This window comes from Zavarzinia sp. CC-PAN008 (assembly GCF_051903925.1).
Lineage (GTDB): Bacteria > Pseudomonadota > Alphaproteobacteria > Zavarziniales > Zavarziniaceae.
Genome location: NZ_CP173678.1, coordinates 1,378,069 through 1,403,918 on the forward strand (window position 1 = coordinate 1,378,069; position 25,850 = coordinate 1,403,918).

At 68.3% G+C, this 25,850-nt stretch carries 24 protein-coding genes, 1 tRNA gene and 1 CRISPR repeat array (1 of these 26 running past the window's edge); of the genes, 11 read left to right on the forward strand and 14 right to left on the reverse strand.

The annotated features are described in order from the left end of the window. Positions 1-2,373: a CRISPR direct-repeat array (repeat unit 31 nt; unit sequence GTCGCCCCCTCACAGGGGCGCGGATCGAAAC) (it extends 5,399 nt beyond the left edge of the window). Between the two features lie 396 nt (positions 2,374-2,769). The 4 genes from ACI6GS_RS06515 to ACI6GS_RS06530 form a co-directional block, all read right to left on the reverse strand. After that, positions 2,770-3,387: a hypothetical protein gene (locus tag ACI6GS_RS06515; RefSeq protein ID WP_439816974.1), complete on the reverse strand. Its 618-nt coding sequence runs from the start codon at positions 3,385-3,387 to the stop codon at positions 2,770-2,772. A gap of 588 nt (positions 3,388-3,975) precedes the next feature. Next, positions 3,976-4,404 (reverse strand): helix-turn-helix domain-containing protein, encoded by a 429-nt coding sequence (locus ACI6GS_RS06520; RefSeq protein WP_439816975.1) that lies wholly within the window; start codon positions 4,402-4,404, stop codon positions 3,976-3,978. A 57-nt stretch (positions 4,405-4,461) separates the two neighbouring features. Beyond that, positions 4,462-4,794 carry a hypothetical protein gene (locus ACI6GS_RS06525; RefSeq protein WP_439816976.1) on the reverse strand — a complete coding sequence of 111 codons (333 nt, stop codon included), beginning with the start codon at positions 4,792-4,794 and terminating at the stop codon, positions 4,462-4,464. Positions 4,795-5,052: 258 nt separating this feature from the next. Then, positions 5,053-5,142, reverse strand: a tRNA-Ser gene (locus tag ACI6GS_RS06530). A gap of 316 nt (positions 5,143-5,458) precedes the next feature. Here ACI6GS_RS06530 and rplU point away from each other — a divergent pair. The 10 genes from rplU (at position 5,459) to ACI6GS_RS06580 (ending at position 13,924) form a co-directional block, all read left to right on the forward strand. Then, complete coding sequence (gene rplU, locus ACI6GS_RS06535) at positions 5,459-5,785, forward strand: 50S ribosomal protein L21 (RefSeq protein ID WP_439816977.1); 327 nt, start codon at positions 5,459-5,461, stop codon at positions 5,783-5,785. Positions 5,786-5,817: 32 nt separating this feature from the next. Further along, positions 5,818-6,117: a 50S ribosomal protein L27 gene (gene rpmA, locus ACI6GS_RS06540; RefSeq protein ID WP_439816978.1), complete on the forward strand. Its 300-nt coding sequence runs from the start codon at positions 5,818-5,820 to the stop codon at positions 6,115-6,117. A 136-nt stretch (positions 6,118-6,253) separates the two neighbouring features. Further along, on the forward strand, positions 6,254-7,312 hold the full coding sequence (gene obgE, locus ACI6GS_RS06545) for a GTPase ObgE (protein WP_439816979.1): 1,059 nt from the start codon (positions 6,254-6,256) through the stop codon (positions 7,310-7,312). Beyond that, positions 7,312-8,463 (forward strand): glutamate 5-kinase, encoded by a 1,152-nt coding sequence (gene proB, locus ACI6GS_RS06550; protein ID WP_439816980.1) that lies wholly within the window; start codon positions 7,312-7,314, stop codon positions 8,461-8,463. Before obgE ends, proB begins: the two co-directional genes overlap by 1 nt. A gap of 14 nt (positions 8,464-8,477) precedes the next feature. Continuing rightward, positions 8,478-9,758 (forward strand): glutamate-5-semialdehyde dehydrogenase, encoded by a 1,281-nt coding sequence (locus tag ACI6GS_RS06555; RefSeq protein ID WP_439816981.1) that lies wholly within the window; start codon positions 8,478-8,480, stop codon positions 9,756-9,758. Positions 9,759-9,916: 158 nt separating this feature from the next. Continuing rightward, on the forward strand, positions 9,917-10,525 hold the full coding sequence (locus ACI6GS_RS06560) for a nicotinate-nucleotide adenylyltransferase (protein ID WP_439816982.1): 609 nt from the start codon (positions 9,917-9,919) through the stop codon (positions 10,523-10,525). 29 nt (positions 10,526-10,554) lie between these two features. Further along, positions 10,555-10,944 carry a ribosome silencing factor gene (rsfS, locus tag ACI6GS_RS06565; protein ID WP_439816983.1) on the forward strand — a complete coding sequence of 130 codons (390 nt, stop codon included), beginning with the start codon at positions 10,555-10,557 and terminating at the stop codon, positions 10,942-10,944. A 113-nt stretch (positions 10,945-11,057) separates the two neighbouring features. Beyond that, positions 11,058-11,513, forward strand: a complete 456-nt coding sequence (rlmH, locus tag ACI6GS_RS06570) for a 23S rRNA (pseudouridine(1915)-N(3))-methyltransferase RlmH (protein WP_439816984.1) — start codon at positions 11,058-11,060, stop codon at positions 11,511-11,513. Positions 11,514-11,525: 12 nt separating this feature from the next. After that, positions 11,526-13,109: a 2,3-bisphosphoglycerate-independent phosphoglycerate mutase gene (gpmI, locus tag ACI6GS_RS06575; protein WP_439816985.1), complete on the forward strand. Its 1,584-nt coding sequence runs from the start codon at positions 11,526-11,528 to the stop codon at positions 13,107-13,109. A gap of 17 nt (positions 13,110-13,126) precedes the next feature. Then, positions 13,127-13,924: a DUF429 domain-containing protein gene (locus ACI6GS_RS06580; RefSeq protein ID WP_439816986.1), complete on the forward strand. Its 798-nt coding sequence runs from the start codon at positions 13,127-13,129 to the stop codon at positions 13,922-13,924. A gap of 143 nt (positions 13,925-14,067) precedes the next feature. Here ACI6GS_RS06580 and xth read toward each other — a convergent pair whose 3' ends face one another. From xth to ACI6GS_RS06615, 7 genes are all read right to left on the reverse strand, one after another. Then, positions 14,068-14,865 carry an exodeoxyribonuclease III gene (gene xth, locus ACI6GS_RS06585; RefSeq protein ID WP_439816987.1) on the reverse strand — a complete coding sequence of 266 codons (798 nt, stop codon included), beginning with the start codon at positions 14,863-14,865 and terminating at the stop codon, positions 14,068-14,070. Between the two features lie 21 nt (positions 14,866-14,886). Beyond that, positions 14,887-15,483 (reverse strand): hypothetical protein, encoded by a 597-nt coding sequence (locus tag ACI6GS_RS06590; protein ID WP_439816988.1) that lies wholly within the window; start codon positions 15,481-15,483, stop codon positions 14,887-14,889. Positions 15,484-15,804: 321 nt separating this feature from the next. Further along, positions 15,805-16,623 carry an ABC transporter permease subunit gene (locus tag ACI6GS_RS06595; protein WP_439816989.1) on the reverse strand — a complete coding sequence of 273 codons (819 nt, stop codon included), beginning with the start codon at positions 16,621-16,623 and terminating at the stop codon, positions 15,805-15,807. Between the two features lie 2 nt (positions 16,624-16,625). Next, positions 16,626-17,561 (reverse strand): ABC transporter permease subunit, encoded by a 936-nt coding sequence (locus ACI6GS_RS06600; protein ID WP_439817940.1) that lies wholly within the window; start codon positions 17,559-17,561, stop codon positions 16,626-16,628. Positions 17,562-17,650: 89 nt separating this feature from the next. Continuing rightward, the gene (locus tag ACI6GS_RS06605; RefSeq protein WP_439816990.1) at positions 17,651-18,796 is read right to left on the reverse strand and encodes an ABC transporter ATP-binding protein; all 1,146 of its coding nucleotides are present in this window, start codon (positions 18,794-18,796) and stop codon (positions 17,651-17,653) included. A gap of 34 nt (positions 18,797-18,830) precedes the next feature. After that, the gene (locus tag ACI6GS_RS06610) at positions 18,831-19,910 is read right to left on the reverse strand and encodes a polyamine ABC transporter substrate-binding protein (RefSeq protein WP_439816991.1); all 1,080 of its coding nucleotides are present in this window, start codon (positions 19,908-19,910) and stop codon (positions 18,831-18,833) included. Positions 19,911-20,064: 154 nt separating this feature from the next. Then, a complete protein-coding gene (locus tag ACI6GS_RS06615) occupies positions 20,065-20,241 on the reverse strand; it encodes a DUF1328 domain-containing protein (protein WP_439817941.1) in 177 nt (58 codons plus the stop codon). A 120-nt stretch (positions 20,242-20,361) separates the two neighbouring features. Between ACI6GS_RS06615 and ACI6GS_RS06620 the strand changes: the two genes are divergently transcribed. Beyond that, positions 20,362-21,726 carry a hypothetical protein gene (locus tag ACI6GS_RS06620; protein WP_439816992.1) on the forward strand — a complete coding sequence of 455 codons (1,365 nt, stop codon included), beginning with the start codon at positions 20,362-20,364 and terminating at the stop codon, positions 21,724-21,726. A gap of 16 nt (positions 21,727-21,742) precedes the next feature. On the opposite strand, the gene ACI6GS_RS06625 is transcribed toward ACI6GS_RS06620, so the two are convergent. From ACI6GS_RS06625 to otsB, 3 genes are read right to left on the reverse strand one after another with little or no spacing between them, the layout of a single operon-like run. Then, positions 21,743-23,140 (reverse strand): alpha,alpha-trehalose-phosphate synthase (UDP-forming), encoded by a 1,398-nt coding sequence (locus ACI6GS_RS06625; protein WP_439816993.1) that lies wholly within the window; start codon positions 23,138-23,140, stop codon positions 21,743-21,745. Beyond that, positions 23,137-24,966: a glycoside hydrolase family 15 protein gene (locus tag ACI6GS_RS06630; RefSeq protein WP_439816994.1), complete on the reverse strand. Its 1,830-nt coding sequence runs from the start codon at positions 24,964-24,966 to the stop codon at positions 23,137-23,139. Before ACI6GS_RS06630 ends, ACI6GS_RS06625 begins: the two co-directional genes overlap by 4 nt. Continuing rightward, entirely contained in the window at positions 24,963-25,799 is an 837-nt protein-coding gene (gene otsB, locus ACI6GS_RS06635; protein ID WP_439816995.1) for a trehalose-phosphatase, read from the reverse strand. The genes ACI6GS_RS06630 and otsB overlap by 4 nt, the downstream gene beginning before the upstream one ends. Between the last annotated feature and the right edge of the window lie 51 nt (positions 25,800-25,850).

Consider the following 25,850-nt stretch of genomic DNA (forward strand, 5'->3'; position numbering starts at 1 on the left):
CCCCCTCACAGGGGCGCGGATCGAAACTGTCTCCAGGGCCGTGGCGCTGATCCGGGCTCCTGTCGCCCCCTCACAGGGGCGCGGATCGAAACTACGGCACCGGCACCTCGCAGTATGGCGCGATCGTCGCCCCCTCACAGGGGCGCGGATCGAAACGAGCGGACGCTGGATCCGGGCGGCGCCGACTTTGGTCGCCCCCTCACAGGGGCGCGGATCGAAACGCGTTGTAATAGGAGAACCCTGCCCGCAGGATGCCGTCGCCCCCTCACAGGGGCGCGGATCGAAACCATGACTCCCCCCGATTCCCCCGCCAAGGCGCGGGTCGCCCCCTCACAGGGGCGCGGATCGAAACCTCGTTGCCATCGTCGAGGTTGCACACGAGAGCGCGTCGCCCCCTCACAGGGGCGCGGATCGAAACTGTTGCAGCAATTGATTGATGCCATACAGGCGGGGTCGCCCCCTCACAGGGGCGCGGATCGAAACCAATAGACCGCAGCAAGCGCATATGGGCCAGCACGTCGCCCCCTCACAGGGGCGCGGATCGAAACGCCCACAAATCTGACCATCTCCTGCGTGGTGATAGTCGCCCCCTCACAGGGGCGCGGATCGAAACTTCTTCGATGACCTGGGCGCGCCCAAGTCCGTCGTCGCCCCCTCACAGGGGCGCGGATCGAAACGAGGAGGTGACGCAGTAATGGCGACCACGCCGACGTCGCCCCCTCACAGGGGCGCGGATCGAAACTCCTACTACAACGCGAACCTGACCTGGGACACCAGTCGCCCCCTCACAGGGGCGCGGATCGAAACATCGACATCGCCCGGCTTGTCGCCGCGCCGGGCGTCGCCCCCTCACAGGGGCGCGGATCGAAACGCTGCCGGCTGGCGTCGTGGATGCCGCGTGCCGGGTCGCCCCCTCACAGGGGCGCGGATCGAAACACGAGCGGTCAGACCCTGAACCATCATGTCGAAAGTCGCCCCCTCACAGGGGCGCGGATCGAAACAGTACGCCCGCCACGACGGCCCCTGCGGCCGCGAGTCGCCCCCTCACAGGGGCGCGGATCGAAACGGCGACGACAACTCGGTCGTGCGCCTGCGGCGGGGGGTCGCCCCCTCACAGGGGCGCGGATCGAAACGCGATCCATCACCGCGGCGCGCTTGAACGTGGTGGTCGCCCCCTCACAGGGGCGCGGATCGAAACCAGGGCAGCCACGCGCCGATCAAGGTCCGCGACCGTCGCCCCCTCACAGGGGCGCGGATCGAAACATGGGTCAGCAGTGGGACACCGGCGATGTCGCCTGTCGCCCCCTCACAGGGGCGCGGATCGAAACCCATACCGCCTGGCAATCTCCTGGCCCAGTTCCAGTCGCCCCCTCACAGGGGCGCGGATCGAAACATGCAGATCGCGCGCGAAGAATTGGCCAGTCGATGTCGCCCCCTCACAGGGGCGCGGATCGAAACGTCCAGAATCAGCACAAGGCGCGGCGCGGCCAGGGTCGCCCCCTCACAGGGGCGCGGATCGAAACTCGACTATCTCCACTCGCCCGAGTCGGCGCAGGCGTCGCCCCCTCACAGGGGCGCGGATCGAAACCCTGTGACAAGCGCAGGTGTGACACTATGTCATGGTCGCCCCCTCACAGGGGCGCGGATCGAAACACCTTGGAGATCAGGACCGACAACGCTGCCTTTGGTCGCCCCCTCACAGGGGCGCGGATCGAAACCTGGGTGCCGACGCCATGGGCTTTCCGCAGTTCTGGTCGCCCCCTCACAGGGGCGCGGATCGAAACATCAACCAGTGCCGCAAGAAGGGCACGCATGTCAGTCGCCCCCTCACAGGGGCGCGGATCGAAACATTGCACTTGTTCACGCGCGCCACGGCCCGATCAACGTCGCCCCCTCACAGGGGCGCGGATCGAAACTTATTCGCGCACGCGCGCACGCATGCATGTAAGTGTCGCCCCCTCACAGGGGCGCGGATCGAAACTGGTCAGAGGAGCAGTGCAAGGCGGTGTCGTTCGGTCGCCCCCTCACAGGGGCGCGGATCGAAACCTCGGCCGTGCGCAGCGTCTCGCTGATCTTGGCGGGTCGCCCCCTCACAGGGGCGCGGATCGAAACAGGTCGAAGCGCTCACGCTGGTCGAGGCCGGTGGCGTCGCCCCCTCACAGGGGCGCGGATCGAAACAGGGCCGGGCTGGTCAGCATGCCGTGCAGGGCGTGTCGCCCCCTCACAGGGGCGCGGATCGAAACGTCGCTTGCGGCGACAAAGGCTCGAAAATGACGATGTCGCCCCCTCACAGGGGCGCGGATCGAAACATGAACCGCGCCATTGCCGCTCTCCGTGTTGCCGTCGCCCCCTCACGGCGGCGCTGATTGAGACAGCAGGCCCAGGTCACCGGGGCGGGTCTCCAAGAACGTAACGGGTGTCCAGCCTGGTGTGGCGCGACCCGGGTGGGTCGCTATGGTGGTTATCCCGGACTTCGCGATGTTGACGAGAGGCCGGGTGCCCGTGGGCTCGCTTCGCTCGGGGACTGCTTCGCAGTCACTCAGCGGATCTCGGTAGGTCAATGGTCACTGAGCGACAGCTTCCATGGCATCGCCAATGGGGTTGACGTGGTCGCCAACTTTCCAGCATCCCGTGGGAAGTTAATCTGCTGCCCGACTGCGTCCGCGAATAAAGGGATCGCGTTCCCTAGACTGCCGCAGGCGGCAGTCTCTCGGCCCCTTGCACATGGGTGAAGACCCGGACCCGCGCTCAGGTAACCCCGCAGAGATGTCAGTTGCTGTTGGAAAAGTCCTCGGACAACACCAGACGATCATAGTTTACCCCATCGTCTGATGCGTCGCCATACTGCTTGGCGCAGTAGCTGACTATTCCCAAGCGGTCGTCGATCAGTCTGATATTGGCCTTGCCCTGCAGTCGCACCCTTGAAAGCGCGTCCAACCAGCAGGCATAGGCAGTCGTGGCAGCATCCTTGTCGGTATGCGCCGGCCAAGTGAGCAGAACGTGCCAGTGAAGGAAGCCGTCGATGCCCTCAAGGAACGCGGCCCACTTCAGCCGCTTCGCCGGGTCGCGATAGAACGTTTGCCCGTAGACCGTTCGGTTCATCCTCGAGTCCCAGACACGAAGGACGTCTCTGGCCTGCGAAAGTGTGGCCATCCGGCTCTCAAATGAGAGCGTGACCATGTGCGTGGGCAGGCGGCTGCACAGCCATGGTGCGAGTTCCGCCTTCACCTGGACGCGCGGCGGCATCGCCCATGGCACCGGCGCGGTAGTCGCGGCGCGCTCCTGCTTTAGGATGTCGAGGAGCTTGGCCTGGGTCTGGACGTCGAGCCGGATCAGGTCGCCTTCCGAGCCTGCCGGGCTCAGCGTGAAGCGTCGCCCCAGGTCCATGGCGTCAGATATTCCCCAGGCCACAAGCTGGCCCGCGGAGATCGCCCTTTCGGCACCTTCCGATCGAGACCGAAATCGTCATGCCGGGCCTGAATGTCGGCGGCCGCTAGGCGGCGTGTTCCGTCCAGGTGCGCGATGCCTCCGACCTGCCCGGAGTCCTGGCGGATCAGCCCGATCAGCCCATGTCGGGGGCTGCCCTGAGCCCGAAGGACTGCCGATACCTCCCCGCGGTAGAGCCTGCCGAGCCAGTCCGGCGCGAGCTCGAGGCCATAGGCAATATTCGGCACAGCAGCGCGGACCAGGGCCCCGTCGCGGCCCGTCTTGCGCGACCGGCCTCCTGCGCCCTGCTGGAGCGCCAGTCGCCCCAGTGTGCTTGTCGTAGTGCTCAATACCCTGCTCCTCTCGTCGCGCCGGGAGGTCGCCGAGAAGGCGAAAGTCTCCCGGCACGCACTATAGGCAGCGGCCACCTGAAGTGACTCAGCTAAGTGGTGGGCGCCGCCCGCCGGCCGGGGACGAGGCTCGTTCCCGCGTCTGCCCAAGGTGTCGGCAGTTGAGCGCCTGGGCTGACGCAGGACCAAGCACGCGCTGCTACCGGTTCGTGAGGTAGTTGCGCGTGCCGCGCTCGATGGCCTCGAGCAGGCCGGGGCTGGCCCGCACGGGCGCAGGCGCGAAGGCCTGGCGAATGGCGGCGACGCAGTGCTCTTCGTCGATGCTGACGAAGGAGGCGAAGGCGCGATCGAACGCCTCGCGCTTTCCGTCAGTGTACTGCGCCAGCGCCATGCGCATCAGGTGGTGCGGCTCCACCCCCAGCGCGCGGGCAAGGGCCTCAACGCGTTCGAGCGGTACCTTCTGCTCGCCGAACTTGATCATCGACAGGACGTTTTCGGCGGTGAAACCTGCGGCGACAGCGATTTCCCGCTGCGTGGTCGGTGCCATCGCGTCAATACGGTCCCTCAGGAACTGTGCGGCCTCGGTGTCGTGGAAACGACCAAAGCGACGGCTCTTCTTGGCTGACATGCTCAATACTCAAGTTGCTATCGACTTAAGTATTGTAGCAAGCAGACAGCATAGAGATCACACCCGGGAGTCGATTTTCATGTAGGACAACAAGATCTGTTCTGTTCTGATCGCTCTGCTGCGGTCCCGTCGATCGAAGTGACTCTTGTTCAGAAGAACCGTGCCGGTTCGTGTGAGCGCTTCAACCAGGTCATGCTCATGCTGCAGGGCCTCGGCCTCGGTCTGTGCGGTCGCCAGCACGACATGACGCAGGTTGGGGATGCCGCGGAGCCGACTGCGCCAAGCGTAGACCCGCTGGCGCAGATTGCGGGTCATGCCGACGTAGAAGACCGCATCGTCGGGTCCGATCAGGCCGTAGATCGTGAAAGGTTGGGAGCCGCTGGTAAGCATAAGAGGTCATGCCACTCTGCGCTGGAGCGCTTCAAGGCCCTTCGGTGTGCCGGGGCCATCGCAGCGGACGCAGCGTGCAACATGAAGCACTGGTTAGAGCCGCGGCTGTAAGACCGATCCGCAAAAGCCACGGTCGCCATCGAGCGTGCCGCCTTGTGGATAAGTGGGGCGCGCTGTTCCAGTGGGTGTCCAGCAAATGTTCCAAGGATGCACTCTTCACAAGAGCTAAGACCTTGAAAGCACAGTGCAAAGAGGGAGTGGCGGAGAGGGTGGGATTCGAACCCACGGTCCCCTCGCGAGGACAACGGTTTTCGAGACCGCCCCATTCGACCGCTCTGGCACCTCTCCGCACGAAAGAGACCCGGTCTGGGGAGGCGCGAACCTACAGAAACGGATGCGGCTGCGCAACCGTTCTGATACGCAGACCCTGTGCAGTCTGCGGCGGGCTGTGTGGGCCGCCGGATGGGGTGTCGGCCGCGTGATGCCAGGAGCGCCGATACCGAGACAGGGCTGCGGGAAACAGAGTCACGTTGACAGCGCGGTGCGCCCGGCTATAGTCCCGGCCTTCGGGTTTGGCCGCGCCCTTTTGCGCGGGCACTTCTTCTATGGTCGGGCGGCGCCGGGAACCCCGGGAGGCCGACGGCATCAAGTTCGGACGGGCAACATGTTCGCGGTCATCAAGAGCGGCGGCAAGCAGTATCGGGTGGCACCCGGCGACGTGATCGAGGTCGAGAAGCTGGAGGCCGATGCCGGCACCGCGATCGCCATCGACCAGGTCCTGATGGTGGGCGACGGCGCGCAGGTTGCGATGGGTGCGCCGACCGTCGAGGGCGCCGTGGTCCAGGCCGAGGTCGTGGCCCAGATGCGCGCCGACAAGATCATCGTCTTCAAGAAGAAGCGCCGGCAGAACTATCGCCGGAAGAACGGCCACCGCCAGCACCTGACCCGCCTCAAGATCACGGGGATCGAGGCGGCGGGCTTCGCCGGCTGACGCGGCTACAGCAGAATTCAAGGACCTGAGACATGGCACATAAGAAGGCAGGCGGCTCGTCCCGGAACGGCCGCGATTCCGCCGGTCGCCGCCTGGGCGTGAAGCGCTTCGGCGATCAGCTCGTGATCCCCGGCAACATCCTGGTCCGCCAGCGCGGCACCAAGGTGCATGCCGGCGCCAATGTCGGCATGGGCCGTGACCACACGCTGTTTGCGCTGGTCGAGGGCCGGGTGAAGTTCGCGACCGGCTTCCGCGGCCGGACCTTCATCTCTGTCGTGCCGGCGAACGACGATGCCGATGTGCCGCCGCCGGCGGCGGTCGCGGCCGAGTAGCGCCAGGGCCCGACAGGGCACGAGACACCCCTAGAGACGGGCGCCTCTGCCGCGGGGCGCCCGTCCAGACCCACCGCCGATCCGGCGGTGGCCATGGGCGCCGGACCCGGCAGCGGCCCATGTGAGTGACGCGGTCATGAAGTTCCTCGACCAGGCCAAGATCTTTGTCCGCAGCGGTTCCGGCGGTGCCGGTGCCGTCAGCTTCCGCCGCGAGAAATTCGTCGAGTTCGGCGGCCCCGACGGGGGCGACGGCGGCAAGGGCGGCGACGTCATCGCCGAATGCGTCGACGGACTGAACACCCTGATCGACTATCGCTACCAGCAGCATTTCAAGGCCGGCACCGGCGTTCACGGCTCTGGCCGCAACCGCACGGGGGCCGGCGGCGCCGACATCGTGCTGCGCGTGCCGGTCGGGACCCAGATCCTGGATGGCGAGGCCGAGGCGGACGAGGCCGAGGTCCTCTTCGACCTGACCGCGGTCGGGCAGCGCGTGACGATCGCGCGCGGCGGCAATGGCGGCTTCGGCAATGCCCATTTCAAGGGGCCGACGAACCAGGCGCCGCGCTATGCCAATCCGGGGCAGGAGGGCACCGAACTGTGGCTGTGGCTGCGGCTGAAGCTGATCGCCGATGCCGGCCTGATCGGTCTGCCCAATGCGGGCAAGTCGACCTTCCTGGCGGCGACCAGTGCCGCCAAGCCCAAGATTGCCGACTATCCCTTCACCACCCTGGCGCCGCAGCTGGGCGTGGTTGCCGTCGACGGGCGGGAGTTCGTGCTGGCCGACCTGCCCGGCCTGATCGAGGGCGCGCATGCCGGCGTCGGCCTGGGCGACCGCTTCCTGGGCCATGCCGAGCGCACCTCGGTCCTGCTGCACCTGATCGACGGGACGCAGGACGACGTGCAGGCAGCCTATCGCACCATCCGGCGCGAGGTGCGCGCCTATGGCCACGGCCTAGAGACCAAGCCCGAGGTGATCGGCCTCAACAAGTGCGATGCGCTGAGCGAGGAGGAGATCGCGGACAAGCGCGCGGCCCTGGCCCGCAGCGCGCGGCGCAAGCGGAGCGACATCATGGTCCTGGCGGGCGCCACGCGGCAGGGCACCGAGGCAGTGCTGCGCCGGCTGCGCGAGTTCCTGGACGACGGGCGCGCCGCCGCCGCGGCGGAGGCCGTGCCCGCCGACGCATGGCGGCCCTGATGGCGGCCCTTCCCATGATCGCGGCCGAGCCCAATCCCAGCGATCGGCTGAAGGCTGCGGCCCGCGTGGTGCTGAAGATTGGTTCGGCTTTGCTGGTCGACCAGGGGACGGGCCAGTTGCGGACCGCGTGGCTGGCCGCCCTGGCACAGGACATCGCGCTGCTGCGCGAGCGGGGCCAGGAGGTGGTCGTCGTCTCCAGCGGGGCGATCGCCCTGGGGCGGCGGCAGCTGGGCCTGGCCCCTGGCGTGCTGGAGCTGGAACAGAGCCAGGCGGCGGCAGCGGTCGGGCAGATCCGCCTGGCCCATGCCTGGCAGCAGGCGCTGGCAGCCCACGGCTTCACCGTGGCGCAGGTCCTGCTGACCTTGGGCGATACCGAGCAGCGGCGGCGCTATCTCAATGGCCGCAACACGCTGGGCACCCTGCTGAAGCTGGGCGCCGTGCCGGTCATCAACGAGAACGACACGGTGGCCACCACCGAGATCCGCTATGGCGACAATGACCGCCTGGCAGCCCGCGTGGCCGAGATGGCGAGTGCCGACTGCCTGGTCCTTTTGTCGGACGTGGACGGCCTCTACACCGCCGACCCCACGAAGAACCCGGATGCCCGGCGCCTGGAGACGGTCACCGGGATAACGCCGGAGATCGAGGCCATGGCCGGCCTGCCGTCCAGTGCGGTCGGCTCTGGCGGCATGATCACCAAGATTGCGGCCGCGCGCATAGCACTTGGCGCCGGTTGCACGATGGCGATTGCCAGCGGCCGGGTCGAGCATCCCTTGCGCGCGATCGAGGCGGGGGCGGGCTGTACCTGGTTCCTGCCCGCGCGCAGTCCGCGCCAGGCGCGCAAGCTGTGGATCGGCGGCACGCTGGTCGCCAAGGGCACGCTGTTCGTGGACGACGGGGCCGCCCGGGCGCTGGCCGGCGGGCGCAGCCTGCTGCCCGCGGGGGTCACGCGGGTCGAGGGGACCTTCGACCGCGGCGATGCGGTCGTGGTCCGGGCGGCCGATGGACGCGTCCTGGGTCGTGGCCTGATTGCCTATGGGGATGAGGATGCGCGGGCGATTGCCGGCCATCGCAGCGGCGAGATCGAGGCCCTGCTGGGCTTTCGCGGGCGGGACGAGATGATCCACCGCGACGACCTGGCACTGGACTGAAGGGGAGGGAGGCCATGAGCCTGGCGGAAGACCGGCACACCCGGAACGACCTGGACGCCCTTCTGGCGCAGATCGGGCAGCACGCGAAGGCGGCCGCCGCGATCATCGCGCGCAGCACGCGGGCGCAGCGCGACCAGGCCCTGCGTGCGGCGGCGGCGGCGATCCGCGCCGACGAACGGGCCCTGCTGGCGGCGAATGCCGCGGACCTGGCGGCGGCGCGCGACCTGTCGCCCGCGATGCAGGATCGCCTGGTCCTCAATGCCAGCCGGATCGAGGCGATGGCGGCGGGGCTGGAGGTCGTGGCCGACCTGCCCGATCCGCTGGGCCGGACGCTGGACCATTGGCAGCGGCCGAACGGCCTGGACTTCACGCGCGTGGCCGTGCCGCTGGGCGTGATCGGCATCATCTACGAGAGCCGGCCGAACGTGACGGCCGATGCGGGCGCCCTGTGCCTGAAGTCGGGCAATGCCTGCGTGCTGCGCGGCGGCTCTGAAAGCCTCAATTCCTCGCGCGCCATTGCCGCCTGCCTGGCACGGGGCCTGCGCGAGGCGGGCCTGCCGGAAGCGGCGATCCAGCTGATCCCGGTGGCCGACCGCGCCGCCGTGGGCTGGATGCTGAAGGCGGCCGACGTGTTCGACGTGATCGTGCCGCGGGGCGGCAAGTCCCTGGTCGCGCGCGTCCAGGCGGAAGCGCGCGTGCCCGTGCTGGCCCACCTGGACGGCAATTGCCATGTCTATGTGGACCGGGCCGCCGATCCCGAGATGGCGCGGACCATCGTGCTGAACGCCAAGCTGCGCCGGACGGGCGTGTGCGGGGCGGCGGAGACTCTGCTGGTCGACCGGGCGGCGGCCCCCGCGATGCTGAAGCCGCTGGTGACTGCACTGCTGGACCAGGGCTGCGCCGTGCGCGGCGATGCCACGACGCAAGGCGTGGACGCGCGGGTGACGGCGGCCAGCCCCGAGGACTGGGATACCGAGTACCTGGACGCGATCATGGCGGTGCGCGTGGTCGATGGCGTGGACGAGGCGGTCGCCCATGTGAACCGCCATGGCAGCCACCATACGGATGCGATCGTGACCAGCGACGCGAAGGCGGCCGAGGCGTTCCTGAACGGCGTCGACTCGGCGATCGTGCTGCACAACGCCTCCACCCAGTTCGCGGATGGGGGCGAGTTCGGTTTCGGGGCGGAGATCGGCATCTCCACCGGCCGCCTCCACGCCCGGGGCCCCGTGGGCCTGGAGCAGCTGACCACCTTCAAGTACGTGGTGCGCGGCAACGGCACCGTCCGGCCCTAGCCCTTGGTCAGGCCCTGCCAACAGACCCGACCTCATCCTGAGGAGCCGGCGCAGCCGGCGCCTCGAAGGATGGGCGGCCGGCGCGCCCCTGGCCGATCCTTCGAGGCTACGCTTCGCTCCGCACCTCAGGATGAGGTGGGATTCTGGGATCAGGGTCGATGACCCGGCTCCATTCGGGCTTGCGGATCGGGCTCTATGGCGGGTCGTTCAATCCGGCCCATGCCGCACACCGCCACCTGGCGGTGACTGCGATGGCGCGCCTGGGCCTGGACCAGGTGTGGTTCCTGGTCTCGCCCCAGAACCCGCTGAAGCCGGCGCGCGGCATGGCGAGCTTTGCCGAACGCTTCGCCTCTGTCAGCCATGTGATGCGCGGCGATCCGCGGCTGCGCGCCTGCGATTTCGAGCAGCGTCGCGGCCTGCAATTTACCCGCGACACGGTGAAGGCGATCACGGCGGCCCATCGCGGCACCCATTTCGTGCTGCTGATGGGAGCCGACAACCTGGGGCAATTGCCGCGCTGGGCCGGCTGGCAGCAGATCTTCGCGACCCTGCCGATTGCCGTGTTCGCCAGGCCTTCCTATTCTCTAAGGGCATTGTCCGGCAAGGCTGCCCGCCGCTACGCCGCACGGCGCGTGCCGGAGGTCCGCGCGCGCATGCTGGCGACGGCGACACCGCCGGCCTGGACATTCGTCCGCATGAAGCTCAGCAGCCTTTCGGCGACGGCCATTCGCGAGGCCCGCGCCCGCAAACCGGAGGAAACAACCTGACCCAGACCAACCCATCCCCGTCCAGCGCGTTGGAGGCGACGCCGTCGGCCGCTGCTGCCGCCAATCCGGCGCAGGCGCTGCTGGACCTGATCGCCCATTCGCTGGACGAGGACAAGGCGGAGGACATCGTGGTCATCGACCTGGTGGGCAAGACCTCGATCGCCGATGCCATGGTCATTGCCAGCGGCCGCTCGGCCCGGCAGGTCAGCGCCATCGCCGACCACCTGGTCGAGCGGGTGGAGGCGTCCGGCCACGGCCATTGCAAGGTCGAGGGCCGGACCCATGGCGACTGGGTCCTGATCGATGCGGGCGACGTCATCATCCACCTGTTCCGGCCCGAGGTGCGCAGCTTCTACAACCTGGAGAAGATGTGGACCGACGACCTGACCGCTCCCCCGGTCGCAAAGGTTGCACTCTGACCCTCAGCTGACACGCTCATCCCCGCGAAGGCGGGGATCCAGAGCCACGAGTGCTGGCCCATTCAGCACCTGGATCCCCGCCTTCGCGGGGATGAGCGGTTTGAAAGTCTTTGATGAAACTGCTGGTGGTGGCGGTGGGCAAGGCGCGGCGGGGGGCGGAGCAGGCGCTCCATGACGACTATGCCCGGCGCCTCGCCTGGCCGCTGCGCCTGGTCGAACTGCCGGACGCTCGCGCCCCCACGAGCGACGAGCGCAAGCGCAAGGAGGGGCGCGCCATCCTGGACGCCGTCGGCACCACGACGCTGGTCGCCCTCGATCCCCGCGGCACCGCCCTGTCGAGCGAGGCGCTGGCGGAGCGTATCGGCCGCTGGCGGGACGAGGGCACGGGCGAACTGGCCTTCGTCATCGGCGGACCGGATGGCCTGGACGAGGCGGTGCGCAGCAAGGCGGCCCTGACCCTGTCGTTCGGGCCGGCGACGTGGCCCCATCTTCTGGTCCGCGCCATGCTGGCGGAACAGCTCTACCGGGCCCAGACGATCCTGTCGGGCCATCCCTATCACCGTGCCTAGGACCCCTTGCCCATGTCCCTGAATGCCGATCCCAATCGTCCCCGTCCGGTCGTGCTGTGCATCCTGGACGGCTGGGGCGACCGGGAGCCTGCCGACGACAACGCGATCAGTGCAGCCCTCACGCCCAATTATTCGCGCCTGCTGAAGACCTGCCCCCATGCGCTGATCGCCACCTCTGGCGCCGATGTCGGCCTGCCCGACGGGCAGATGGGCAATTCGGAAGTGGGGCACATGAACATCGGCTCTGGCCGGATCGTGATGCAGGACCTGCCGCGCATCGACAAGGCGGTCGCCGACGGCACGCTGGGTGCGCAGCCGGCACTGGCGGACGTGATCGCGGCGACCCGTGCATCCGGCGGCACGGTGCACCTGATGGGCCTGCTGTCGCCGGGCGGCGTGCATTCGCACCAGGGCCAGATGGCGGCCCTGGCCAACACGATCGGGCAGGCGGGCGTGCCGGTCGCTGTCCATGCCTTCCTGGACGGGCGCGATACGCCGCCCAAGTCGGCCATCGGCTATGTCCGGGCGTTCCTGGACGCGGTGGCGGGGACGCCGAACGTCCGCATCGCCACGCTGTCGGGCCGCTATTACGGGATGGACCGGGACAAGCGCTGGGAGCGCGTGGAACTGGCCTGGAACGCGATCGTCCTGGGTGAAGGCGTGCCCGGCTCCGATGCGATCGAGGCGATCGAGCATTCCTATGAGCAGGGCGTCACGGACGAGTTCGTGTTGCCCGCGGTCATGCCGCTCTACCAGGGCGTGCGCGATGGCGACGGCCTGGTGATGGCCAACTTCCGCGCCGACCGCGCGCGCGAGATCCTGACGGCGCTGGTCGATCCCGCCTTCGACGGCTTCGTGCGCAAGGTGGAGCGGCACTTTGCCGGCGTGGCCGGCATGGTCGAGTATTCCAACGCGCTGAACCCGTTCGTTCCCGCCATCTTCCCGCCGGAGCGGGTGACGCTGTCGATCGGCGAACTGGCGTCGCAGGCAGGGCTGAAGCAGTTGCGCATCGCGGAGACGGAGAAGTACGCCCACGTCACCTTCTTCCTCAATGGCGGCGAGGAGACGGTGTTCGAGGGAGAGGACCGCATCCTGGTCCCGTCGCCCAAGGTTGCGACCTATGACCTGGACCCGGCCATGGCGGCGGTCGAGGTGACGGACCGGCTGGTGGCGGCGGTCGGTTCCGGGACCTATGACCTGATCGTGGTGAACTACGCCAATCCCGACATGGTCGGGCACACTGGACTGATGCCGGCGGCAGTCCAGGCGGTGGAGACCATCGACGCCTGCCTGGGCCGCCTGTCGGAGGCGGTGAAGGCGGCGGGCGGCATCCTGCTGATCACCGCCGACCACGGCAATTGCGAGCAGATGCTGGACCCCGTGACGGGCGAGCCGCACACCGCCCACACCCTGAACAAGGTGCCCGCGATCCTGGTCAATGCGGAGCAGGCGGCGCGGCGCCTGGGCTGGAACACGGCAATCACCCTCAGCGATGGGCGCCTGTCGGACTTGGCGCCGACGCTGCTGCGCTTCCTGGGCCTGCCGCAGCCGCCCGTGATGACCGGCCGCAACCTGCTGGAGCCGGCCACGCACTGAACGCGGGCGAGAGGTCGATGCGCACGCTGGGCATCGACTTTTCCGGCAACCACCTGATGTGGCGCGCCAGCTTGAGCGCGGAGCGCGCCAATGTCTGGATCGCGAGCATCGTGGATGGCCACCTGGCCGATCTGCGCCCGGTGCAGGCGCTGGCGGGGGAGGGCACGCCCTTTTCCCGCCTCGTCGCCGTGCTGGCGGCAGCGGATTTCGACGTGGCCGCCATCGATGCGCCCTGTGCGCTGCCGCAGCCGTGGTGCAGCCCGCGCGACGGGCTCCTGGCGCGGATCGCGGCCCTGCCCTGTCCCGGACGGCCGTTTCCCAGCGGGCGTGACCTGCTGGCCCTGGCGGGCTTGGACGGCCAGGGCAGCCGGGCCCGCCGCCAGACGGAGCGGGAGGAGTTCCCCGGTCTCAACGTACGGCCGACCCTGTGGCATGGGGGCCGGCCCGGCGCCCCCTTTGCCATGGCCTGCCTGCGCCTCCTGGCCGAGTCCGGCGCACCCTGCTGGCCCTGGGTGGCATGCGGCCCCGGCATGGTGGCGGAGGCCTTCCCGATGGGCCAGCTTCAGGCCTGGGGCCTGCCGCACCTGCGTTATGGCCGGCCGGATGGAGGGGCGGAGCGGGTGGCGATTGTGGCGCGCCTTGGCGACGTGCTGGACCTTGGGGTCCATCGGGCGCGCCTTGAAGCGACGCCCGACGCGCTGGACGCCGTCGTCCTGGCGCTCACGGCTGGAGCGCTGGCGCAAGGGCGGATCCCGCGCCGGCATGCCGAGCACCTCGACGAGGGCTGGATCGCAGTCGACCGCGTGCCCTTGTAGACAGCCGCACCTGCACTCAGGCGGCGTGTCCCGCCCTCACCCCAGCCCTCTCCCATGCCGCGGGCACGGGAGAGGGAGCGCCGTCGGTACCCCTCCCCCGTCGCCTGCGATGGGGGAGGGCAGGGTGGGGGCAGGGCGCCCCGTCAGAGGTCCAGCGTCACCGTGACGGGGACGTGGTCGGAGGGCTGGAGCCAGCCGCGGGCGTCGCGGTGGATGGCGTGGCCGGCCAAGGCGGGCTTGAGGTCCGGGCTGACCCACACATGGTCCAGGCGCCGGCCCTTGTCCGCCTTGGCCCAGTCCGGCGCGCGATAGCTCCACCACGTGTAGACCTTTTCCGGTTCGGGCCGGAAATGGCGGATGGCGTCGACCCAGGCGCCGGCGGCCATGATGCGGCCCATCGCCTCCACCTCCACCGGCGTGTGGCTGACGACCTTGAGCAGTTGCTTGTGCGACCAGACGTCGGTCTCAAGCGGCGCCACGTTGAGGTCGCCGACGACGATCCGCCTGCCGCCCAAGGCGCGCACCTCGGCCGACCAGTCCGCCATCTCGGCCAGGAAGGCCAGCTTGTGCGCGAACTTGGGGTTCACCTCAGGATCCGGCTCGTCACCGCCCGCCGGGACATAGAAATTGTCCAGCATGATGTCGCCGGGCAGCACGGTGCACATGTGACGGGCGTCGGTCTTGCCGCACCAGCCGCGCTTCTCGGACCGGTCCAGGGGCAGGCGGCTGACGATGGCGACCCCGTGATGGTTCTTCTGGCCCGAGATCGCCTGGTGGGGATAGCCCATCGCTTCGAACGCGGCGCGGGGAAAGGTTTCGTCCACCGTCTTGGTCTCCTGCAGGCACAGCACGTCGGGCTGTGCGGCCTTCAGGAACTGCTCGACGATGCCGATGCGCAGGCGAACGGAATTGATGTTCCAGGTGGCAATGGTCAGCGGCATGCGAATCCGAAGGGCAGGGGGCTAGAACAGCGCGAACGTATTGCCCCGCAGGCCGATGGGCCAGCGTCCCGCCTCGAACAGCGCCATCTTCAGGGCAAAGGGATGATCGCTGTCGGCCCCGCTGATCAGGACCAGGGCGGCCTCGTGGCAGGCGCGCATGGCCGCACCGATGGCCGCGTCGATCAATTCCTGGTCGAAGACGTCGCCGCGCAGGGCGGCATCGCGGGCCGCCGTCGCGACCGTATCGCCGGCCGCCGCCGCGACATGGGCCAGGGCGATCGAGACCGTCTCCTCGCCATGCAGGGCAGACGCATCCTCGCTCAGGGCGGCGAGCAGCTGCTCCTCGACCTCGAACCAGGGATCGTCGATGTCGGGGTTCTGCGCGGCGTCGGCCGCATCCTCCCACTCGGTCAGGACCGCCAGCCCGGCATCGGGAAAGCCATAGGCGTCCAGCATGGCGCGGGCGCGGTCGCGCATCGGGCCGTCGGCGCGACGGCCGACGCCCTGGAACCAGGGCAGAGCCGTGACCAGGCGCGCGAACCGGCCGATGGCGGCCAGGTCGGCGGCATCGTCGTCATCGTCGGGGTCGAATTCGTCGGTCAGCGTGCCGCTCCACAATCGGGGCCCGGGATCGGGACTGCCGGCGCAACCCTCGCCAACGAGCGGGCAGGGGTCAAGCCGGCTTCAAACGCAAAACGCCCGGCCGAGCGGACACTCGGCCGGGCGCAGGAGCGCAATCACTTTGCGCTGGACATCGGGAGGGGGGACCGATGTCCTGGACAGGGCGGCCATGTTGGGGGGGAACCGGCCGTGTGCTCCTGTCGCTGTTGATAACGATATGGGTGGACTTCGGTTCCAATCAAGGCTGGATTTCCCTAGTCCCCTCATATGGGATTCCTGCCTGCATCCGCCGCATGGCTCCCCTGCATGGATGCAGGCTCAGGTGGCAAGCGCCTCCCGCTCCTCGCGCTCCCGCCGCTTCACCGCGCGGTGCTGCAGGATCGACGCGATCAGCACGCCCGTTGCGACGACACCGATCAGGATCGTCGAGATCGCGTTGATCTCGGGCGTCACGCCCAGGCGGACCTTGGAATAGATCTGCATGGGCAGAGTGGTGGAGCCGGGGCCGGTCGTGAACTGCGACAGGACCAGCGCGTCGAGCGAGAGGGTGAAGGCGAGCAGCCAGCCGGCGACCAGCGCAGGCGCGATGACGGGCAGGGTGATCACGAAAAAGGTCTTGGCCGGCGTCGCCCCCAGGTCGAGCGCCGCCTCCTCGATCGAGCGGTCGAAACTGGACAGGCGCGACTGGATGACGACCGCGACATAGGCGGCCGAGGTCGTGGTGTGGGCGATCGTCACCGTCATGAAGCCGCGGTCGATCGACAGCGACACGAACAGCAGCAGCAGCGACAGGCCAATGATCACCTCGGGCATGACCAGCGGCGCATAGACCATCGCGCTGAACACGGTGCGACCGCGGAAATGCCCGAAGCGCGCCATCAGCACGCCGGCCAGCGTGCCGATCATGACCGCCAGCGTGGACGAGGCGACGGCGACCTGCAGCGTGACCCAGGTCGCCGCCTTCAGCGCCTCGTTCTCCAGCAGGGTTGCGTACCAGCGGGTGGAGAAGCCGGACCAGATCGCGACGTTTTTGCCGTCGTTGAAGGAATAGACCACCAGCAGCAGGATCGGCACGTACAGGAACGCGAAGCCGAACATCAGGCAGGACAGGGTGAACGGGGACAGGCCCTTGCGCATGGTCAGGTCCCCTGGGCCTTGGCCTGCTGGCGCTGGAACAGCACGATCGGCACGACCAGCAGCATCAGCAGGATCACGGCGACGGCGCTGGCCAGCGGCCAGTCGCGGTTGTTGTTGAACTCAAGCCACAGCTGCTTGCCGATCATCAGTGTGCCCGAGCCGCCCATCAGGTCGGGGATGACGTACTCGCCCACCGCCGGGATGAAGACCAGGAAGCAGCCGGCGATGATGCCGGACGAGGCAAGCGGCACGGTCACGACCCAGAACGCCTTGATCGGCCGGCAGCCCAGGTCGGCCGCCGCCTCCAGCAGGGTCAGGTCCATCCGCTCAAGGTTCGCATAGAGCGGCAGGATCATGAACGGCAGGTAGGAATAGACGATGCCGACATAGACGGCGAAGTCGGTGTTCATCATCACCAGCGGCTGGTCGATGATGCCGAGGCCGATCAGCAGGTTGTTGAGGAAGCCGTCGTTCTGGAGGATGCCGATCCAGGCATAGACGCGGATCAGGAACGAGGTCCAGAACGGCAGGATCACCAGCATGACCAGGGTCGGCCGGATCGACGGTGCCGCACGGGCCATGCCATAGGCGATGGGGAAGCCGATCAGCAGACAGAAGAAGGTCGAAATCGCCGCGATCTTCACGCTGTTGAGATAGGCCCGGACATAGAGATCGTCCGTGAACAGCGTGATGTAGTTGATCAGGTTCAGCTTGATGTTGAGGAACCGGTTGTAGCCGTCGTCGATCCACTCGATGAAGTTGCCCAGCGGCGGCTGGCGAAGTTCCACGGCGCCAAAGCTGATCACCAGGATGATCAGGAACGGCGCCGCAAAGAAGAACAGCATCCAGGCATAGGGGATCGCGATGACCAGGCCCCGACCGTCCAGGCCCAGCCACGCCACCAGGTGGACCAGCCAGCGATAGGGCGGCAGGGCCATGGCCCGCCGGTGCATCAGGGCGAAGCGGCTTTCGACCAGGCCGATCTGGCCCTGGACGTAGCTGACCTCCGGGCGTTGGCCTGGGTCGCTCATGCCATCAGCACCACGCCGGAGTCGGGGTTCCAGCTGAGGTACACCTGGTCGTCCCAGGTGATCGGCCGTTCCTTCAGGCGGGTGCGGTTGGCCTGTGTCGCGGTCACCTTCTTACCCGAGGGCAGGCGGACGTGATACACGGACAGGTTGCCCAGGTAGCCGATGTCCCACACCTTGCCCGCGATGCAGTTGCGCGTCTGGTCGGGCGGGGGGGTGAGCGAGACGTCGAACTTCTCCGGCCGCAGGGCGACCCACGCGGCGGCACCCTTGAGGGCCGAGACGCCGCGGTCGACATAGATCTCGCAGCCCGCCTCCTCGGAATGAATGACGGTGAAGGTCTGCGTGGTCTCGATCACGCGGCCTTCGAACATGTTCACGTCGCCGATGAACTCGGAGACATAGCGGCTGTTGGGGAACTCATAGATCTCGGACGGTGTCGCCACCTGGACGATGCGGCCGTGGTCCATGACCGCGATGCGAGACGAGACGGTCATCGCCTCCTCCTGGTCGTGGGTCACGATCACGAAGGTGATGCCCACCTCTTCCTGGATGTTCATCAGCTCGAACTGGGTCTGCTCGCGCAGCTTCTTGTCCAGCGCGCCCAGGGGCTCGTCCAGCAGCAGCATCTTCGGCTTCTTGACCAGGCTGCGGGCCAGCGCCACGCGCTGCCGCTGCCCGCCCGAGAGCTGGTGCGGCTTGCGCTTGGCGAACTTGGTCAGTTGCACCAGATTCAGCACCTCGTCCACGCGGCGCGTAATCTCGGCCTTTGGCACGCGGTCCTGGTGCAGGCCAAAGGCGATGTTCTTCTCGACCGTCATATGCGGGAACAGCGCATAGGACTGGAACATCATGTTCACCGGCCGCTCATAGGGCGGCACGGTGGACATGTCGACGCCGTCGAGTTCGATCCGGCCAGAGGTCGGGATCTCGAACCCCGCCAGCATGCGCAGCAGCGTGGTCTTGCCGCAGCCGGACGGACCCAGAAGGGCAAAGAACTCCTTCTGGTAGATGTCGAGCGAGATGTTGTCGACGGCGGTAAAGCCGCCGAACGACTTGGTGACGTTGACGATCCGGATATACGGCTTGGCGGCCGGATCAGCCCAGGGTTCGAAGCGCTGGCGTGGCTGCGGGATGGCACTCATGGGGGCGCCGGATCGTCGTCGTCGGTGCGTGCGATCAGCCGCCCTTCACGCTGGTCCACAACCGGGTCAGCGCCCGCTGCGATTTCTGGTCATAGGGGCTGACGGTGAACAGGTTGGCGATCGTCGCCGCCGGCGGATAGACCGACGGGTTGCCCGTGACGGCCGCGTCCATCAGCGCGGGCGCGTCCTTGTTGCCGTTGGCATAGCCCACGAAGTTGCTGGCCTTGGCGATCACCTCGGGCCGCATGATGTAGTTCAGGAAGGCATAGGCCTCCTCCACATGCGGCGCATCGGCGGGGATCGCCATCGTGTCGAACCACATCAACGCGCCTTCCTTGGGGATCGAGTACTTGATCTCGATGCCGTTCTTGGCCTCCTCGGCGTGCGCCTGGGCCTGGACGAAGTCGCCCGACCAGCCCATGGCCAGGCAGATCTCGCCATTGGCGATGTCGTTGATGTACTGCGAGGAGTGGAACTTGCGGATATAGGGGCGGATCGCGTCCAGCACCGGCTGGGCCTTGGCGATAACGGCTGGATCCTTGCTGTTCGGATCCTCGCCCAGGTACTTCAGCGCGGCGGGGATGATCTCGTCCGGCGCGTCGAGCACGTAGACGCCGCAATCGGCGAAGTTCTTGACCACGTTGGGATCGAAGATCATCGCGAGCGAGTCGACCGGCGCGTCGGGCATAGCCGCCTGGATCTTGGCCGCGTTGTAGCCGATGCCAGTCGTTCCCCACATGTACGGGATCGCGTACTCGTTGCCCGGATCGAACCCCTCCAGCCGCTTCAGGATGTCGGCGTCGAGATGCGTCGCATTCGGCAGCTTGGACTTGTCCAGCTTCTGGAAGATGCCCGCCGTGATCTGCCGCGCTAGGAAGGCGCCCGTGGGGACCACGATGTCATAGCCGGTCTTGCCGGCCATCAACTTGGTTTCCAGGATGTCGTTCGAATCGAAGACGTCGTAGACGACCTTGATTCCGGTTTCCTTGGTGAAATCTTCCAGGACGGCGGGGTCGATATAATCCGACCAGTTGTAGATGTTGACGACCTTGTCCTCAGCGAACGCGGGTCCCGCGAGCAGGGTGAGAGCCACAGCGGCGAGCATCCGTTTCATGATCAGGTCCCCATGTTGCGCTGCCTTCATCACAGCAAGGCTGTGAAAGCGTTGTCAACGTCCGGCGGTCGCCGGGACAGGGTGGAAACCTGTCGGCGCCCCCGCGCAGGGGGCGCCGTTCCTTCAACTGGAACGCGTCATACGACGGCCCGGGTCATCGGGTCAGGCCGCGGAAGACCGTGACCCCCAGCACGATCAGGATCACGAAGATCGCCAGGGCCAGGAAGAACAGGAACTTCGCGATGCCGGCTGCCGCACCCGCAATGCCGCCAAAGCCCAGCAGGCCCGCGATGATCGCCACTACGGCGAAGATCAGGGCCCATTTCAGCATACCGCCCATCGCATCCTCTCGATCCATGCCGGCGGTCATTGCCCGCCGTCCCATCCTGGGGTGATAAACGGCGAAAGTCCCGGACGGTTGCGTTGCACCGTCGCTGCGCAAGGCATCGTCATGGCCCATCCCGCCCCTCTCTCCGCCTTTGCCGCCTGGCTGAAGCGCGCACCCTGGAACGAGGTGCTGGAGGAGGTCGTCTCTGACCATATCGGCATGGCGTGCGCCGATGCCAACATGAGCGAGGACGACGCTCTGGACGCCCTGCCCGAGGTCGCGGTCGAGGCGATCTACCTGTTCGCGATCGAGGACCTGGCCAATCTGGACCTGGACGATGGCCGCAATGCGGTGGACGAGTTCCTGAAGCGGCGCGGCTACCAGCTGGGCTCCGGCATCCGTGCCTGGCTCAAGGCGCTGCGCCAGTCGCATGTCAGCCTGCATCGCGTGACGACGGTGTCGCCCGGCGTGCACCAGGTCGAGGATGTCCTGGCCGATCCCCCGGCGGCCCCGGTGCCCGGCCTGCCGCCGGGCGTGCCGGCGCCCGCGGCCGGGGATGCGCTGTTCGTCGCCGGGCGCATCCTTGACCTTGGCGGCAAGCCGGCTTTGGGCCAGGCATGGCTGCCCATCCCGGGGCCCCTGGCGGAACGGCTGAGCGCGTCAATCCCGACCGAGGCCGCGGCGCTGGGCCTGAGCGTGCACGAGATGCTGGCCGAAACGTCGGCGCTGTTCACGGCGGCGTGGCTGGACGACGTGCTGACCGACCTGGCCGAGCAGTCGATCGCCGGGATGGTGACGGCGGAGGGCGATCCGGTGGCATTCATGCTGGCGACCTATGCCCTGGCGCCGGAGGCCGACATGGACGCGCTGACCGCCCGGCTGGACGGCTGCCCCGCCCTGGCCCGCAGCGAGGATGGCGGCTGGCACTGGACTGCCGCGCTGGCCGCGCCGCCCGCCGACCTGGGGGAGGCGGCGCGGGTGCTGCCCGATGCGCCCGACGACCTGGGATCGCTCCATGTGAACGAGGAGGGCGCCCTCGTGCTCAGCGTCCCCTCGCGCCAGCGGATGGTGCGGGCGCGGACCCTCCTGGAGCCGTTGCTGGGCAGCGACGCTGCGGCGCCGGTCGTGGAGGAAATGACCTATCGCCAGGTCCATGCCATGAACGTCCTGGCGGCACGGCAGGCCGAGATGGACGAGGATGCAGCAGAGGGCGATGCCGGGGGGGACGAGGCCGACGCCCCGGCCATGGACAGCGCGACGTTCCAGCGCTCGATGGCGGCCCATCTGCGCCGCCTGCTGGACGAGCCGCTGGAGGTGATCGGCAACAGGGTCCCGCGGCGGGCCGCGCGCTCGCCGACGGACCGGCCGCTGGTCGTGGCCTGGCTCAGGGACGTGGAGAAGCGCATGGCCGAGGCCGGGCCGGAGGATCCCCTGCACGGCATGGACGTGTCCTGGATGTGGCTGGAACTGGGCCTGTCCCGCCCCTGACGGCGTGGGGCCCGGGTCAGCCCGTCTGCCTGCCGGCGTCGCGGGCCTGTTGCAGGCCGTGCACGAAGCTGTCGCGCCAGGCCATCAGGTCGTCCGTCTCGACGCCGTCCATGAGCGCGCGCCAGCGCCGCTGCCGCTCCTCCAGCGGCATGCCCAGCGCCCGCTTGATCGCGTCGGCCACGTCCTCCCGCGCGAAGGGATTGACGATCAGCGCCTCGCGCATCTGGGCGGCGGCGCCGGCGAAGCGCGACAGGACCAGGACCCCGGGATCGGCCTCGTCCTGCGCCGCCACGAACTCCTTGGCGACCAGGTTCATCCCGTCGCGCAGGGGCGTCACCAGGGCGACGTCGGCGGCGCGGTAAAGGCCGGCCAGCTCTTCCCGGGTGTGCAGGCGGTGGACATTGCGGATCGGCACCCAATCCATTTCCGCCATCGCCCCGTTGATGCGCCCGGACAGCGCGTCGAGGCGCGAGGCGATCTCCTGGTACTCGGGCACGTCCTCGCGCGAATGGGTGGAGATCTGCAGCATGAAGACCTCCCGCCGCAGGGAGGGGTGGTCCTGCAGCAGCCGCTCGAAGGCCAGGAAGCGCTCCTCCAGCCCCTTCGAATAGTCCAGGCGATCGACGCCGATCAGCATGCGCCGCCCGGCCTTGCTCTCGACCATGCGCTGGAAGCTGGCCTGGCCGCCCGGCGTGTCGCACAGGTGGCGGAAACCCTGCGCGTCGATGCCGATGGGGAACGCCTCGGCCCGCACGGTGCGGCCAAAGGCCGACAGGCGGCCGTCGGGCAGGATGGTGCCGCCCGCCTCGTGCAGGACATAGGCCTTGAACGCGTCGCACCATTCCGCCGTCTGGAAGCCGACGACATCGTAGTGGAACATCGCCTCCACCAGGTCGCGGTGCCGCGGCAGGGTCACCAGCAGCTCCCGCGCGGGCCAGGGAATGTGCAGGAAGAAGCCCATGGCGTTGGCGGCACCGCGCTCGCGCAGTTCCCGCCCCATGGGGATCAGGTGATAGTCCTGGACCCAGACGAGGTCGTCCGGCTCGATCAGCGGGTGCAGCGTCTCGGCCAGCCTGCCATTGACCCGGGCATAACCCGCCCCATAGGAGCGGTCATAGGCCGTCAGGTCGATGCGGTAGTGGAACAGGGGCCACAACGTCCGGTTGGCATAGCCGTTGTAGTATTCCTGGATGTCCTGGTCGTCCAGGTCGGTCGTGGCGACGGTGACGCCGTCGACCTTCTGCATCGCGATGGTGCCGGTGAAGGCGGGCGCCGCCTGCCCGCTCCAGCCGAACCAGATGCCGCCGTATTCGCGCAGGGCAGCGGAGATCGCCATGGCCAGCCCGCCCTGCGAGCTGGCGCCCTGCGCCTGGGTGGGTGAGACGCGGTTGGACACCACGATCAGTCGGCTCATCGCACGATGCTCCAGGGGTTGCTCAGCATGATCGCGCAGTTGATCAGCCCGGCCAGCGAATAGGTCTGGGGATAGTTGCCCCAGGCCTCGCCGGTGTGGAAATCGCTGTCCTCGGACAGCAGGCCGGCATGGGACCGCCTGGCCAGCATCGACTGGAACAGGCTGCGTGCCTCGGCGCTGCGACCGACCTGGTGCAGGGCCTCGACGAACCAGAAGGTGCAGAAGTTGAAGGCCGTCTCGGGCAGGCCGAAATCATCCTCGGTCGCATAGCGCAGCACATGTTCGCCGCGCCGCAGGTCGCGCTCGACCGCGGCCAGCGTGGCGTGGAACCGTGGGTCGTCGACGGTCAGGAAGCGCGTGTCCAGCAATTGCAGCAGACTGGCGTCCATGCCGGAGCCATCCAGCACCGCGCCGAAATGGCCGCGGTCCGCGTTCCAGGCGCGATGCTCGATGGCGGCGCGGATGTCGTCGGCGCGGGCTGCCCAGTGGGCGGCGCGGTCGTGCACGCCCAGGCGCGTGGCGACATGGGCCAGCCGGTCGCAGGCGCACCAGCACATCAGCGCGGAATAGGTGTGGGCATGCGCCTTGGAGCGGAACTCCCACAACCCCGAATCCGGCTTGTCGTACTCGGCATAGGCCCGGTCGCCGACACTCTCCAGCGCGTGGAAATCCTCGAAGCCCGAGGGGCGCAGCAGGCGGCTGTCGAAGAAGGCCTGGGCGCTGGCCAGCACGATCTGGCCATAGACGTCGTTCTGCTGCTGCTCGTGCGCCTGGTTGCCGGCGCGCACCGGCCCCATCCCGCGATAGCCGGGCAGGCTGTCGACGACGCGTTCCTGCAGGATCGGCTCAAGCCCCACGCCATAGACCGGCTGGATCCGGCCGTTCGGGGCTGCATCGACGATGTTGCGCAGATAGGCAAGGTAGCCTTCCAGGATGTCGGCGGCGCCCAGGCGGTTCAGCGCCTGGATCGTGTAGTAGGCATCCCGCAGCCAGCAATAGCGATAGTCCCAGTTGCGCCCGCTGTTCGGTGCCTCCGGGATCGAGGTGGTCAGGGCCGCCACGATGGCGCCGGTCTCCTCGTGCACGCAGAGCTTCAGCGTGATCGCGGCGCGGATCACCTCCTCCTGCCAGTCCAGGGGCGTGGACAGGGTGCGGACCCAGTACTGCCAGTAGTCGCGCGTCTTCTCGTACATCGCGCGCAGGCTGGGGCCCAGCTCGCCTTCAAAGGGCTCGTCCGGGCCCAGGAAGAAGACCTGCTCGCGCTCCAGGCGAAAGGGCTGGCCGGCGCGGATCAGCGACACCGGCGCCGTGGTCGTCAAGCGCAGCACGCCGCCCGAGGCAAGGTAGCGGATATGGTTGGAGCCGAAGGTCTGCTCCGCCGCGCGGGCGCCCCAGTCGGCCGCGGGTGCCAGATGCACGCGGATCCGGGGCGAGCCCTTCAGCGGCCGCACCAGGCGGACGAAGGCGATGGGGCGATAGACGCGGTCATAGCGGCGAAAGCGCGGGCAGAAGTCGATCAGCTCGACCTCGGCCCCCTGCGTGTCGCTCAGGATGGTGCGGACGATCGGCGTATTGCGCTCGTACACCTGGCGGGAACCGGCAAAGTCCTCCAGCTCGATGGCCCAGGTGCCCAGCGCCGCGGGCAGTGCATCGTCCGGGCCCGCGAGCAGGGCCGAGAAGACGGGATCCCCGTCGACCCGCGGCACGCAGGCCCAGACATACCGCGCCTGCCGGTCCAGCAGCGCGCTGACCCCGCAATTGCCGATGGGCGCCAGGTTCAGGCTGGCCTGGCGCCGGGGGGCGGCCGCCCCTGCGGTACGCGTCACGCGTGGTGCCGCCGGGCCAGGCCGGCGCGCAGCCAGGCGTGGACCGCGGCAACCCCGGCCAGGTGCGCCGGGGCCATGCTGCCCTGTCGGTCCCCGACCAGCACGCCAAAGCCGCCCAGCGCGGCACAGGTTGCGAAGGCCTCCTCGTCGGTCACGTCGTCGCCAAGCGCCACGGGCATGCGCCCGGCAAAGGCCGGTTCGCGCATCAGGCGGGCGACGGCCGTCCCCTTGGTCGCCGGTCCAGAGACGAGTTCGGCCACCATCTTCCCGTGGATCGCATGCAGGCCATGGCGCCGCGCCAGCGCGTCGGCAAGGCGGGTCACGCGCCCGGCCTGGTCCGGGGCATGGCGGTAGTGCAGGGCAAAGGCCGACCCCTTGTCCTCGACCCGGATGTCGAGCGCGCCCGCAGCCAGCAGGCCCTCGACCTCGGCGCGGGCGGCGGCGACCGGCGCCAGGGGCACCGCGTCGTGGAATCGCTCCTCGCCGATGCGGAACTCGCGCCCGTGCAGGCCGGCGACGATGGCGACCCGCCCGCGCAGGATCCGGTCCGCCTGGGACAGGCTGCGACCAGTCACCACGGCCAGCGCCCCATCCAGCGCCCCGTGCAGCCTGTCCAGAAGATCAAGCAGGGCATCGTCGGCGGCAACGGCCGCGGGGTCGGCCTGGATCTCAAGAAGAGTGCCATCCAGGTCAAGAAACAGGGCCTGCCTGTCCGTGTCCAGTTCTGGTGTGGCAATGTTCTGCGATCGTGCGACCTGCATCTTGTCCTTTCCCGTCATGCCCGGCGGCGTCAGGTTCGATGGTCGCGTCGCGATCACGTCGTATCCGGTCATCCACCATGACTGAGGCGAGCGCTGGCCGTCCTTGATAGGGCGTTCGGCCAA

What these genes read in the sequence shown, in the direction of transcription:
- ACI6GS_RS06515 (WP_439816974.1), bottom strand. Translation starts at nt 3,387, where the DNA reads ATGGACCTGGGGCGACGCTTCACGCTGAGCCCGGCAGGCTCGGAAGGC.
- ACI6GS_RS06520 (WP_439816975.1), bottom strand. Translation starts at nt 4,404, where the DNA reads ATGTCAGCCAAGAAGAGCCGTCGCTTTGGTCGTTTCCACGACACCGAG.
- ACI6GS_RS06525 (WP_439816976.1), bottom strand. Translation starts at nt 4,794, where the DNA reads ATGCTTACCAGCGGCTCCCAACCTTTCACGATCTACGGCCTGATCGGA.
- rplU (WP_439816977.1), top strand. Translation starts at nt 5,459, where the DNA reads ATGTTCGCGGTCATCAAGAGCGGCGGCAAGCAGTATCGGGTGGCACCC.
- rpmA (WP_439816978.1), top strand. Translation starts at nt 5,818, where the DNA reads ATGGCACATAAGAAGGCAGGCGGCTCGTCCCGGAACGGCCGCGATTCC.
- obgE (WP_439816979.1), top strand. Translation starts at nt 6,254, where the DNA reads ATGAAGTTCCTCGACCAGGCCAAGATCTTTGTCCGCAGCGGTTCCGGC.
- proB (WP_439816980.1), top strand. Translation starts at nt 7,312, where the DNA reads ATGGCGGCCCTTCCCATGATCGCGGCCGAGCCCAATCCCAGCGATCGG.
- ACI6GS_RS06555 (WP_439816981.1), top strand. Translation starts at nt 8,478, where the DNA reads ATGAGCCTGGCGGAAGACCGGCACACCCGGAACGACCTGGACGCCCTT.
- ACI6GS_RS06560 (WP_439816982.1), top strand. Translation starts at nt 9,917, where the DNA reads ATGACCCGGCTCCATTCGGGCTTGCGGATCGGGCTCTATGGCGGGTCG.
- rlmH (WP_439816984.1), top strand. Translation starts at nt 11,058, where the DNA reads ATGAAACTGCTGGTGGTGGCGGTGGGCAAGGCGCGGCGGGGGGCGGAG.
- gpmI (WP_439816985.1), top strand. Translation starts at nt 11,526, where the DNA reads ATGTCCCTGAATGCCGATCCCAATCGTCCCCGTCCGGTCGTGCTGTGC.
- ACI6GS_RS06580 (WP_439816986.1), top strand. Translation starts at nt 13,127, where the DNA reads ATGCGCACGCTGGGCATCGACTTTTCCGGCAACCACCTGATGTGGCGC.
- xth (WP_439816987.1), bottom strand. Translation starts at nt 14,865, where the DNA reads ATGCCGCTGACCATTGCCACCTGGAACATCAATTCCGTTCGCCTGCGC.
- ACI6GS_RS06595 (WP_439816989.1), bottom strand. Translation starts at nt 16,623, where the DNA reads ATGCGCAAGGGCCTGTCCCCGTTCACCCTGTCCTGCCTGATGTTCGGC.
- ACI6GS_RS06600 (WP_439817940.1), bottom strand. Translation starts at nt 17,561, where the DNA reads ATGGCCCTGCCGCCCTATCGCTGGCTGGTCCACCTGGTGGCGTGGCTG.
- ACI6GS_RS06605 (WP_439816990.1), bottom strand. Translation starts at nt 18,796, where the DNA reads ATGAGTGCCATCCCGCAGCCACGCCAGCGCTTCGAACCCTGGGCTGAT.
- ACI6GS_RS06610 (WP_439816991.1), bottom strand. Translation starts at nt 19,910, where the DNA reads ATGAAACGGATGCTCGCCGCTGTGGCTCTCACCCTGCTCGCGGGACCC.
- ACI6GS_RS06615 (WP_439817941.1), bottom strand. Translation starts at nt 20,241, where the DNA reads ATGCTGAAATGGGCCCTGATCTTCGCCGTAGTGGCGATCATCGCGGGC.
- ACI6GS_RS06620 (WP_439816992.1), top strand. Translation starts at nt 20,362, where the DNA reads ATGGCCCATCCCGCCCCTCTCTCCGCCTTTGCCGCCTGGCTGAAGCGC.
- ACI6GS_RS06625 (WP_439816993.1), bottom strand. Translation starts at nt 23,140, where the DNA reads ATGAGCCGACTGATCGTGGTGTCCAACCGCGTCTCACCCACCCAGGCG.
- otsB (WP_439816995.1), bottom strand. Translation starts at nt 25,799, where the DNA reads ATGACCGGATACGACGTGATCGCGACGCGACCATCGAACCTGACGCCG.